The sequence below is a fragment of the Paenibacillus sp. FSL P2-0089 genome (assembly GCF_038595095.1).
In the GTDB taxonomy this organism is placed as follows: Bacteria; Bacillota; Bacilli; order Paenibacillales; family Paenibacillaceae; genus Paenibacillus_AQ; species Paenibacillus_AQ silagei.
On sequence record NZ_CP152006.1, the window covers coordinates 2,138,323 to 2,150,164 of the forward strand.

7 protein-coding genes and 1 pseudogene are annotated in these 11,842 nt (G+C 52.6%); 4 read left to right on the plus strand and 4 right to left on the minus strand.

From position 1 onward, the window contains the following. Positions 1-327 (plus strand): annotated as a pseudogene (locus tag NST69_RS08690) (carboxymuconolactone decarboxylase family protein). 279 nt (positions 328-606) lie between these two features. Beyond that, the gene (locus NST69_RS08695; protein ID WP_342549006.1) at positions 607-5,370 is read left to right on the plus strand and encodes an Ig-like domain-containing protein; all 4,764 of its coding nucleotides are present in this window, start codon (positions 607-609) and stop codon (positions 5,368-5,370) included. A gap of 460 nt (positions 5,371-5,830) precedes the next feature. Here NST69_RS08695 and NST69_RS08700 read toward each other — a convergent pair whose 3' ends face one another. From NST69_RS08700 to NST69_RS08715, 4 genes are all read right to left on the minus strand, one after another. Next, on the minus strand, positions 5,831-7,147 hold the full coding sequence (locus NST69_RS08700) for a TerD family protein (RefSeq protein WP_342549007.1): 1,317 nt from the start codon (positions 7,145-7,147) through the stop codon (positions 5,831-5,833). A gap of 55 nt (positions 7,148-7,202) precedes the next feature. Further along, positions 7,203-7,766, minus strand: a complete 564-nt coding sequence (locus tag NST69_RS08705) for a hypothetical protein (protein WP_209874654.1) — start codon at positions 7,764-7,766, stop codon at positions 7,203-7,205. A gap of 139 nt (positions 7,767-7,905) precedes the next feature. Continuing rightward, positions 7,906-9,288 (minus strand): HAMP domain-containing sensor histidine kinase, encoded by a 1,383-nt coding sequence (locus NST69_RS08710; protein ID WP_342549008.1) that lies wholly within the window; start codon positions 9,286-9,288, stop codon positions 7,906-7,908. After that, positions 9,288-10,001: a response regulator transcription factor gene (locus NST69_RS08715; RefSeq protein WP_342549009.1), complete on the minus strand. Its 714-nt coding sequence runs from the start codon at positions 9,999-10,001 to the stop codon at positions 9,288-9,290. Before NST69_RS08715 ends, NST69_RS08710 begins: the two co-directional genes overlap by 1 nt. A 164-nt stretch (positions 10,002-10,165) precedes the next feature. Between NST69_RS08715 and NST69_RS08720 the strand changes: the two genes are divergently transcribed. Beyond that, on the plus strand, positions 10,166-11,083 hold the full coding sequence (locus NST69_RS08720) for an ABC transporter ATP-binding protein (protein WP_342549010.1): 918 nt from the start codon (positions 10,166-10,168) through the stop codon (positions 11,081-11,083). Beyond that, positions 11,083-11,832, plus strand: a complete 750-nt coding sequence (locus tag NST69_RS08725; RefSeq protein WP_340958102.1) for an ABC transporter permease — start codon at positions 11,083-11,085, stop codon at positions 11,830-11,832. The genes NST69_RS08720 and NST69_RS08725 overlap by 1 nt, the downstream gene beginning before the upstream one ends. Positions 11,833-11,842: the final 10 nt, after the last annotated feature.

Here is an 11,842-nt window from a genome sequence, read left to right on the forward strand (position 1 = left end):
ATGAAGCATCGGAAAATTGCATCGAATGCTCTTGAAGCATTTGGAGACATTGCTCCTTCGTTCGCGCGTTATTCGGAGGAGGTGCTCTTTGGGGAGGTATGGAGAAGGGAGCAGTTGTCGCTTCGGGAACGCAGTCTCCTGACGATATAGGCCCTGGTTGCCGGTGGACTTACCGAGCAGTTACCCTTTCATATCCGTCTGGCCCTGGAGAACGGTCTATCCGAAGAAGAATTGATCGAGGCAATGACTCACCTCGCCTTTTATGGAGGTTGGCCGCGTGCCGCATCGGCGATACAGGTTGCCAAGGGGATTTTCGAGGAAATATGACCACAATTGCGCATGTGAGCGAAAGCTCCGTGCGCTTTTTTTGGTTTAGACAATTTTTTTGATAAGAGGTTAGAAAATCGCTGTTTTTTCATTTTTTTTAGAGCTATACCCCAATTAGGTCCTGATGAATCGGTTTTTGTCGAGAATTGTTAAGAGTTTGTTTAGAGCTGTCTGATAGAATGGGCGCAGAAATGAAATTTTCTAAGGGGGCAGATGCTAGACTCCAGCAGAACTTGCAATATAGCGCACAGGATGAATGAACAAGGGGGAACGATACATTTGTTTAAGGGTAAGGGATTGAAAAAATATTTCTCGTTGTTACTCGTGATCAGCTTGGTTTGGACCGGAGCCTTTCCGGTATATGCGGGTTCAACAGACAATGGTGCTGCAGGCTGGGACAATGTTGGTCCGCTGCCAGTCGGCATCAACGTAAACGGAGTTGCTATTGGCTCAGATACTTTAGTTGCAGTGGGGGGAGAAGGGAAAATTGTTGCCGCAAGCAGCACTTCGACCTGGGCAGTTAGTAATTCTGGGGTAAGCGAGGATTTGAATAGTATTATTCATAAAGGCGCAGGCGGCGAATTCGTTGCAGTCGGTGACAATGGGATAGTCCTAACGTCAACAGATGGCGTGTCCTGGACACCCTCCGATGGCTCCGCCGGTTTTAACTGGAATGGAGTCAGCTACGGCGATGGAACATTAGTTCTAGTCGGCGATTCAGGAATGATTATGATCAAAAATGACAATCGCCCTGACTGGGAGATCGTATTCTCAGCCACTAATGAGAATCTGAACGCTGTGGCTTACGGTAACGGTAAGTTTGTAGCGGTGGGTGATAACGGTACAGTGGTAATGTCCAAAGATGGATCTGATTGGACCAAGGTGACAAGTAAAACAACCAACAAATTGAACGGAATCACCTTTGGCGGCGGAATGTTCGTAGCGGTTGGTGCGTCTGGAACTATTATTACTTCTCCGGAAAGTTCGAAAGGCGCAGCAAAGGTCCTTGAGTCGAAAGTGAACCTGAATGGAATAACTTTCGGAAACAGCGTATTTATGGCCGCAGGAGATAGCGGGAAAGTGTTCTCCACTAGTGATCTGGGGCAGACATGGAAGCCTGAGACTTCAAACGCAACTGCTAATCTTAACGGCATTGTATTTTATCAAGTTCTTAATCAATTTATTGCAGCGGGTGATTCCGGAGAGATCATTATGTCTTATGTCGTTCCCAACATCCCGCGGGTGCTCAGTCTGACTCCAGGAAATGATGAGACGGATGTAGCAATAGATGATAATCTGGTTGTGATGTTTAATCAGCCGGTGACGGCAGCCACTGGAGACGACAATAAGTTTAAAATTTTCAAGGCTGCGGATCTGTCCACTCCGGTTGAAACCATCCCGGCGGATGACGCCAGCAGAGTAACAGTAAATCCAGCTACCAATACGGCAACGATTAATCCGGGTAAGGATTTTGATGCAGGGGCTAAATATGCCGTTACAGTTGACGCGAATGCTTTTACTAACGGTGCAAGCGGCAATGCAGCAATCACAGCGGAAGAGTGGAGCTTCACGACAGTTGCTGGGCCGGGTGATACGGAAGCTCCGACTGTAAGTGATTATTCTCCTGTGCCAGGGGCGGTAGGAGTAACCATTGACACAAATCTGACGCTCACATTCAGTGAGGATGTAACGACAGACAGCGGCAACATTGTGATTTATGACAGTACGGACGAAGGAAACCTAATGGTAATTCCGGTTAACTCAGCGGAAGTTACGGTTAAGGATAACGTGGTAACCATTGTCCCGTATGATGATTTTAAGTACAGTACTACGTACTTTGTAAACATCGATGAAGGAGCTTTCAAAGATCTAGCAGACAACGCTAACTCTTATGCAGGTATTTCGGACAAGGACACCTGGCAGTTCACAACAGAAGAAGCACCTGATACTACACCGCCGGTGGTGAGTGGTTTTTCTCCTAAAGATGGAGTAACGAATGAAGAGATTGGCACCAACCTTACTCTTACCTTTAATGAGGATGTACAGAAGGGTGAAGGCCGAATTAAGATAATCAACAGCACGAACAGCGAAGTTCCTCCTGTGACGATCCCTGTTGGTTCTGATGAAGTAATCGTTGACGGCAAAGTTGTAACGATTAACCCCGAGGCTGATCTGGATTATGGTGCAAGCTATTATGTCCAGATTGATAATGGTACATTTACGGATATGTCGGGCAACAGCTATGCCGGTATCACTAACAATACAACCTGGCGCTTTAGTACCACCAGCGAACCGGATACGACCGCGCCAATCGTAAGCACATACTCGCCTATGAATGGGGCAACAGAGGTAGCTATCGGAACTAACCTGGAGCTTGCTTTTAGCGAGAATGTACAAGCAGGGGAAGGCAGTATTGTTATCTACAACAACTCGTCTGACCAAATAGCGGCTACCATTGCTGCGAAGGACGTAAGTATTCTGAACAATGTAGTCACGATTAACCCGGCTGACAATCTGGAATATGGTACAAGCTACCATGTACAGATTAGCGGAGATGCTTTCGCAGATCTATCCGGCAACTTGTACTCCGGTATCGCAGACGACACCACGTGGCACTTCACCACAACGGCTGCGCCGGATACGACAGCTCCTGCATTAGAGCATTTTACGCCTGTAAATGGGGCAGCGGATGTAGCAACAGATGCTAATCTGACCCTTACCTTCAGCGAGAATGTAAAGGCTGGAGCAGGCAATATCGTCATTTACAATAGTGCGAATCATACACCGGCAGCGACGATTCCTGCGACTTCAGGGAATGTAACTATCCATAGCAATGTAGTGACGATTAATCCTACGGATGATCTGAAGTATGGTGCGAGCTACTATGTACAGATTGGAGCCGGGGCATTTACTGATCTCGCAGGCAACAGCTATGCCGGCAATGCAGAGAGCACAGTCTGGCAGTTCACAACTACAGATGCACCCGATCGGATCTCGCCAACGGTGATTACCTATTCGCCGGAGCCATGGGCCACAGAAATAGCAGTTAACGCGAATCTGATCCTTACCTTCAGCGAAAATGTACGGGCAGCGGCGGGTACTATTGAGATTTTCCGCAGCACTGATGATATTCATCCGGTCTTGACGATTCCAGCACTTTCGGAAATGGTAACCATTCTAAATAATGTGGTCACCATTAATCCGGCTGCCAATCTGGAGCATGGTACCAGCTACTTTGTGCGGGTCTCTGAAGGAGCATTCACCGATAATGCAGGCAACAGCTATGCCGGTATTGCAGGCATTAACGCCTGGCGGTTTGTGACCACCAGTGCGCCAGATACAGCAGCGCCTGTAGTGACCTCTTACAGTCCGGCAGGCAATGCAACGCATGTACCTGTATCGGCTGCACTCACATTGACTTTTAACGAGAATATACTTGCGGGAAAAGGCAATATTGAGATTGTAAATGCGGAGAATGGTGAAGTCGTTAAGTCGATTAAAGCGGACGACAAGACGCTAGTTTCGATTGCGAACTCAACCGTCAGCATCAACACGAACGGCCTGCTGAAGCAGGGCGGCAGCTATTACGTGCTTATACAACCGGGTGCTTTTACAGATGAAGCAGGTAACAGTTATGCAGGACTTGCGGATAGTAAGCTCTGGAGCTTCGCAACAGTTTCTGTTCCAGTCACGCCAACTGAATCTCCTACACCGGCACCGGGCGGCGGTTCAGGATCAGGGGGAGGAGCACCGGCTCCGGTTCCAACACCAAGTCCTCAGACAGAAAGCATTAACGCAAACGTTGAAAACGGGGCTGCTCAAGGATCCATGGTATCCTCCGTTGTCATTACCCGCACCAAGGATGCGAACGGCGTGAAGAGTGATACTCTTACGTTCACATTGGAGCAGGCGATCCGGGCAGTCAATGAGCTTAAGGCGGCCGGGTCCAATATTGCCAGAATCATCGTGCCTGATAAGAATGATGAGGTTGCCGGAACCAGACTGACCATTCCAGCAGCTTCCAGCAAGCAATTTGCTGATAATCAGATCATGCTGGATCTATTCACAGTGAATGCTGAGGTGAAGGTGCCGGGCAGCTCAATGGCTGGATTCGGTACAGATATTTATTTCAACCTCGTTCCACTGAAGACATCACAGCAGAGCGCAGAGGTTGAAGCACTTGCCAAAGCACAGGTGCAGAGTGTATCCCGCGGTGCGACAGTTACGTTAGTAAGCCGTCCTGTAACGATTGAGACCAATCTGCAGAGCCGTCCGGTTACACTAGTATTGCCGCTTGGCAACTCTTCGTTAACGGCGGAGCAACTGAAGGCACTGGCGGTCTTCATCGAGCACAGCGACGGCACCAAAGAATTGGTCAAGGGAGAGATCGTACCTTTCGGCCAGACCGGAAAGTCAGGCATTCAATTTAGCATCAGCAAATTTAGTACCTTTACCGTTGTACTTGCACAAGATCCTGCGGTACAGGTGAAGCGTTATATGACAGGTTATGCTGACGGCACCTTCAAGCCAGGGAACAGCATTACACGGGCCGAGACTGCCAGCATCATTGCCCGCACCTTCAGCCAATCCGTAGTCACTGCTGGCGTAGCGTATTCCGATGTTCCTGCCGGACACTGGGCGGCAGAAGCAATCGGTCAAGTGACGCGAAGCGGCATCATGAAAGGTTATGGGGGCGGCAGCTTCAAGCCTAACCAGACGATTACAAGAGCCGAAATGGCGACCATCCTGTCACGCTTGATCACTAGTGCCCAAGACCATGCGGCTGGCTTCAGTGATATTGCCGGGCACTGGGCGCAGGCCGCTATTGAGCGGATGTCCCAGGCAGGCATGATTACCGGCTATCAGGACGGCACATTCCGTCCAGACCAGACGTTAACGCGTGCGGAAGCCGTAACCATCGTTAACCGTGCCCTTGGCATCGCTCCGCTGACCAGCGCGGCTCAGAAGTGGACGGATGTCCCGGCGAGCTATTGGGCATTCGGCAGCATCCAGGCAGCTTCTGTAGATCATTCTGCAGAATAAAATAATTACAGCAAAACAGCCCTTCCATCCGTCTTTGACGGGGAAGGGCTGTTTTGTGTGCGGCTGAAGCTATAGGCTGCCACGAGAGCATGTGGGTCCAATGTAATCGAAAAACCGACCACATTAGGCCGGCTTGAAGCGAGTGGGCCCAATGTAATCGAAAAACCGACCACATTGGTCTGGCGTGGAGCGAGTGGGCGGAATGTAATCGAAAAACCGACCACATTGGTCTGGCGTGGAGCGAGTGGGCCCCAATGTAATCGAAAAACCGACCACATTGGTCCGGCGTGGAGCGAGTGGGCCCAATGTAATCGAAAAACCGACCACATTGGGCCAGCGTGAGGCGAGTGAGTCCAATGTGGTCGAAAAACCGACCAAATTGGTCCGGCAGAAGGTGGCTCAGCGCTATCGGCCATATCACCCGCCCGCCAGGGGACGTTGTTCCTGATCATGCTGGCCGCTACTTACTCCCCGCCTCCCACCGCAGATTCCAGTGGTAGCGCTGGTCCAGCTCCTCGTGCCCGCTGAAATATTCTACAAGCCGTTCCACGCTGAAGCTTCCATCTGGCTGGCTCCGAAGCATGGCGATGGCGCACATCCCCTTATCGTTGTTATGCTCGTCCAGCTGCACCTTGATCTCCGGCCCGCCCTGCTGGCTGATGGTTATAACGGCGCCAGCTTGCGACCAGTTCGTAACACCTTCATAGATAAAAGCAAAGATGACGATCCGGCTGATCTCGGACAGGTGATGGCCGTTAATCCGCAGATTCTCGCCTGTAGCGATGGAGCCGGTGCGGTCATCCCCGTCCAGCGAGATGTAGGGCGGCCGGTTCAAGCTGCCGAACGATTCGCCGAGTGCCTGGACCGTACCCTTAAGGCCGTTCTTCAGCTCGAACAGACAGCCGAGGTCCAGGTCAATGCCTCTGCTTCCGAACCACCCGGAGGATGGAGTCTGAAGCCAGTTAAGATTGATAAGAATCTCTCCTGCGGCTCCTGCTCCCTGCTGGAGACGGAGGGTCTCCCCGTGCCGCTTGAGTACGATGGTGTCCGGATTCAAGGGCGAAGCGGAAGGAGACGAAGGAGCGGCTGGTGCTGCGGGAGGCAATGAATCGACCGGCTTAGGCCGTGACCGCAGCTCCGGAAGAACAAAGGGGGAGTTGCGGGCAGGTTCGGCTGTTCTGGAAGCTTGAACAACGGGCAATATATCCTGGACCTGTATTCCGTAGCTGTGGCAGAGCGCGGCTAAGCCTCCCGCATAACCGGAGCCGACCGCGCTGAATTTCCATTCGTTCTGATATCTGTAGATTTCCCCTGCCACAATGGCCGTCTCCACGGAATAACCGCCGCCCAGGCGGTACTGGAGGAGCTCGGTTCCATCCGCAGCGTTCATAATGCGCAGATAGGGATCGGAGAGCAGCGAGAAGCTCTGCTGTCTTGATTCCGCCTCATAGATCGTCAAGGCAAAGGCAATCCGCTCAACCTCCGCAGGAATTAGACTAAGCTCTACAGCAATTTGTGTATCGTCAGCGGGTCCGCTATGGACTCGTTGCGCGGGCGGCAGTATCACTACAGACTGGTCCGGGGCCGCAGGATTGCCATAGAAAATAAGATCCTTCTCTGTTGCAACCTTCTGCGACGCGGTAAGTAAAAAAACGGAGAAATCAATCTCGACCCCAGCCCTTGCCTCATTCCAGCCCATGCCTACGATGATGCGGCCGAGGAGAGGATTGTCTTTGGTTAAGCTGCATTTTTGCCCCTTGATAAGCTCAAGTGTCATGAGAACCAGCCTTTCCTATGAGTAGTTCAAGCATGTATAAGTGCGGGTGGCAGACTCAGAATCTGCCCCGGCTTCCGGCATCCAGATTGGGACCATTAAGATCCGTCAGGCGCTCCAGGGATTGCTCGTAGATCCGTACAATATCCTGTATCTTCTGGAACTCGGGGTCCGAGGGGCCCAGGTTGTCCATGAACATGCGCTGTAGAATTTCTTGGTAAAAGGAGATACGGCTCCCCACCAGCTTGCATTCGTAGTCAATGACCTCTTCAATCGAGTGCTGCTGAACGAATTCCATCAGGTCGTCTGCAGGATTACCGCGTGACTCGCGTTCATTGCGTGCGGCAACCGGCGCGCTGACATTATCCAGATTGACCGTGGAGCGTATGTCGGTGAACAGAATTCCTTCCTTGGCCAGCATCACCTGAAAAGGCTTGTGCTTGAACAGCTCCTGCGCAACTAGCGTACACATCGCCTGATTCCTCAGCAGCATCCCGTCAAACGGATGAAGCACCCACCCGCTGTCGTCCCGGAACAGGTTGAATGTAAAATACTCACCCCCATACTCATATCTCAAGTTGATCGCTGTCTCAGAAGTAAGCTCGTATTGAAATGCATCCATTCTATTGCACGCCTCCTGCTTCTACTTTGGATTTCTATTAGCATAGCAGAAAATGGGGAATCTTGGAGAGAGGATTTTAGCCTAAATGGAAGAACCTCTTGCGCCGCAAGAGGCTCTTCCATTCGCTGACCATCCGTCTTCACGCCAAAGGGGGAAACTGCAGGGTGGCCCGCAGTCCATGGCCGGTGTTGCTCTCCAGAACAAGATTGCCCTTATGGGCTTCGGCAATGCGGGCGACCATCGGAAGTCCAAGCCCGTGGCCCTGCCGGACGGGGAGGGTCCGCTTCCCGGAGTAAGGCAGCAGGACCAGCTCCGGCAAGTGCTCCGCCGGAACTCCCTGACCATTGTCCGATACGGACAAGGCGAAACAGGAGTCTTCCCCGCTGCGGAGGATGCTAATCTCAATCCGGCACCCATCCGGGTTATGCCGGATGCTGTTCTGGACCAGATTGCTTACTGCACGGTAGAGCAGCTTCTCATCTCCCATCACCTGCAGGCGCTCGTCCATAATGCACAGGTCCAGTGAATAACGCTCCTCCAGGCCGTTATTAATGAAGTCGGATACCACGGTCCGGGCCAGAGCGGATAAGCGTACCGGCTTAAGCTGCAACGGTTGCATGTCATACTCCAGCATAGAGACGAGGTTCAAGTCGCTCACCAGCGACCTCAGCTGCTCGCCTTGACGGCGGATGATGGCAGCCTGCTGGCGTTGCTCTCCGGTCAGGTTGTCTTGTTCCTCCAGATTGCTCGCGTAGCCCAGGATCATCGAGAGCGGGGTGCGGATGTCATGGGAGATCCCGGCGATCCAGTTGGAGCGGGCTTCATCCCGTGATTTCAGCTGCGAGCTCCGGGTCTGCAGGGTAGCGGAAGCCGAATTAATGCTCTCGGACAAATCACTGAAGAGTCCGGCAGTCTCCAGGTTAACCGGCTTGTCTTTGGCCAGGGCATGAATGCTGTTGATCAGGGGCCGGATATTGCGGATCAGCCGGGTGCCGATGAACAAGGAGAGGGCCACGGCCAGTACCACATTGCAGATCAGGAGCAGCAGCACTCTTAAGGGAAGGGAGCGCAGCCAGTCCGTCAGGTATCCGAGCTGGTATTTTTCATATGAATATTTAGGATAGCCTACGACAATAAGTCCTTCTGGATGCTCCCAGATATACACAGGATATTCCAGCAAGTAGTAGCGTGAGAACTTCGCCACCTCTACGATATTGTAAGCGTGCGGAATCTCCGGAGGCAGCTGCTCACTCCATGTCACCTTGCCTTCCGCGTTCAGCAGCATAGCCCAGGCCCGGTTCTGCTGAAGCAGGGCACCCTCCTTGGGATTAAGGGAATACTTGCCGTCAGACCCTTGCAGAGCTGAGGATATCTCCCGTACAACCTTTTCCGGTGAAGCCTCCTGATGCGTTTCCTTGAAGATCAGGGAACCCAGCAGAATCAGATTGAACAGGAGCAGAAGCGTAGAGACCAGCAGGGTAGAACCTACGAATTTGCGTAAAATACGGACCGCGCTGTCCATTAGAGCGCCTCCTGCACCAAGAGCTTATACCCAAGCCCTCTGACCGTCAGCAATTGTACCGGCTTCGAGGGATCGGCTTCGATCTTCTCGCGGATACGCCGCATATGCACCATTAAGGTATTCTCATACCCGTAGCTGTCATCTCCCCATACCGCCAGGCAGAGAGCATCGCTGGTCACAATCCGGCCGCGGTTCTCATAGAGCTTGACCAGAATGGCGTGCTCTTTAGCCGTCAGAGGCAGCTCCTGGCCGTCTCTTCGTACCACAGCGCTGTTCAGATCCACCACCTGCTCACCTGACCTGAAGACAGGCAGCCGTTCTGGAATCGGCGAGGCATATACCCGCTTCAGCACAGCGCTCAGACGCAGCATTAACTCCCTCGGCAGAAAAGGCTTGACGATATAATCGTCGGCTCCCAGGCCCAGCCCCAGCAAGCGGTCCTCATCTTCGCCCCGTGCCGACAGGAAGAGTACCGGCATATCGGAGAAGGTTCGTATGGCGGAGAGGAGCGAGAACCCGTCCCCATCCGGCAGCATCACATCCAGAATGGCGATATCCGGCTTTTCCTGGCGGCACATGGCGAGGGCACTGCTATAATCTCCAGCCGCATAGATGCGGTAATACCCTTCTTTTCGTAAAAAGAGCTCGATCATCTCACGTATTTTTGGCTCGTCCTCAACGATCATTATTTTGCGGTTCTTCATGTTATTCAATCGTCATCACCCATGAATTAGTATACACGATCAGGCGGTGAAGAATGGGAGGTGCCGGTGTATTTAAGGTAGGCGTAAGGTTATCTTCAGCCTGGAGCAAGAGAAGGCCTCTATGCTAGGAAGCAAGAGCCAACTTGATAGAAATGGAGATGAACTGAAAACCTATGAACACTCATCCAATTATCGAGACAAGACAATTAACCAAAACCTATGGGGGAACGCCCCGGGTGGATCAAGTAAATCTGAAGGTGCAGCAGGGAGAGATCTTCGGCTTCCTCGGTCCGAATGGAGCAGGGAAGACGACTACGCTCAAGATGCTGCTGGGACTGGTGCAACCCACCCAAGGAACCGTTAAGCTGTTCGGCCAAGAGCTGCGGAACCACCGGCTGGAGATTCTGAACCGGACGGGTTCGCTGATTGAGTCGCCTTCCTATTACGGACATCTGACGGGCCTTGAGAATCTGAGAGTCATGCAGCGGCTGCGCAGCCTGCCTGCCAAAAATATTGACAAGGTATTGCAGATTGTCCGGCTGGACAATCACCGGCACAAGCCTGCCGGGCAGTATTCACTCGGAATGAAGCAGCGCCTGGGTCTGGCTATGGCCTTGCTGGCTTTCCCGAGTCTGCTGATTCTGGACGAGCCTACGAATGGGCTCGATCCTGCGGGGATCGGAGAGATCCGGGAGCTGATTAAATCCTTGCCTGCCCAGTATGACATGACGATTGTGGTATCCAGCCACCTGTTGTCGGAGATTGAGCAGACTGCTACCTCGGTTGGCATCATCAGTGACGGCAAGCTGCTGTTCCAGGGGGCGATGGCTGCGCTTCAGGCCCAGAACCGGGCGGCGGTTCACTTTCGGATCGATGATCCCGCCCGGGCAGTCCGGATACTGTCGGAGCACGGGTATAGGCCCATAATGCAGGAGCGGCAGCTGGTGTTCAGCGCCATGCCGGACTCTGAGGTGGCCCGGGTCAATGAGATTCTGGTGTCCGGTCAGATTGCTGTGAGCCGGATCGTGGAGTCGAGGAAGAGTCTGGAGGATATCTTCCTGGATCTTACCGGAAAGGAGCGGAGCCTGTGATGAAAGCCTTGTTCCTGGAATACTACAAAATCCGGCGGAGAAAGGTATGGGCGATGCTGACGCTCTTTCTGGCCGCCGAGCTGGGCTGGGCGGCCATGTCCATGAGCATCTCGATCTCGCGGAGTGCGGACAATGCCACCTGGGAAGCGCTGATTTTCAGCCTCTCGTCGATGAACGGGCTGTTCCTGCCGATTCTGTCGGCGATTGTAGTGTCAAGGATTTGCGACATGGAGCATAAAGGGGATACCTGGAAAATGCTGATGACCACTTCTGTCGGACGCCAGACGGTGTATGCCGCCAAATTCGTCTGTGCCGGAAGTCTGATCCTCTACGGCATTCTGGCCCAGGTTGTTTTTATTGCCGGCTTCGGCATGTTCCATAGACTCGCAGAACCGCTTCCGGCAGGCCTGCTGCTGCAGTTCACTGCGGGTACTCTGATCGCCAGTCTGCTGATTATTGCGATGCAGCAATGGATATCGCTGGCGGTGAAGAATCAGGCATTTGCCCTGTGTCTTGGCATGCTGGGCGGGTTCCTGGGGACGACCGCAAGCTTGTTCCCTGCCGCTGTCCGGCAGTTGGTCGTCTGGTCTTATTATTTGGATCTCAGTCCGGTGACTTATGTGTATAAGGCTTCATCAGGAACCTATGTTACCGGAAGCATGCCTCTGATTCAGTTAAGTGCAGCTCTGATACTGACACTGGTTCTGTATGTTGCCGGGAATACCCATGTCTCCAAACAATCGGTCTAAGGAGGAGAAT

What these genes read in the sequence shown, in the direction of transcription:
- NST69_RS08700 (WP_342549007.1), bottom strand. Translation starts at nt 7,147, where the DNA reads ATGACACTTGAGCTTATCAAGGGGCAAAAATGCAGCTTAACCAAAGAC.
- NST69_RS08705 (WP_209874654.1), bottom strand. Translation starts at nt 7,766, where the DNA reads ATGGATGCATTTCAATACGAGCTTACTTCTGAGACAGCGATCAACTTG.
- NST69_RS08710 (WP_342549008.1), bottom strand. Translation starts at nt 9,288, where the DNA reads ATGGACAGCGCGGTCCGTATTTTACGCAAATTCGTAGGTTCTACCCTG.
- NST69_RS08720 (WP_342549010.1), top strand. Translation starts at nt 10,166, where the DNA reads ATGAACACTCATCCAATTATCGAGACAAGACAATTAACCAAAACCTAT.
- NST69_RS08725 (WP_340958102.1), top strand. Translation starts at nt 11,083, where the DNA reads ATGAAAGCCTTGTTCCTGGAATACTACAAAATCCGGCGGAGAAAGGTA.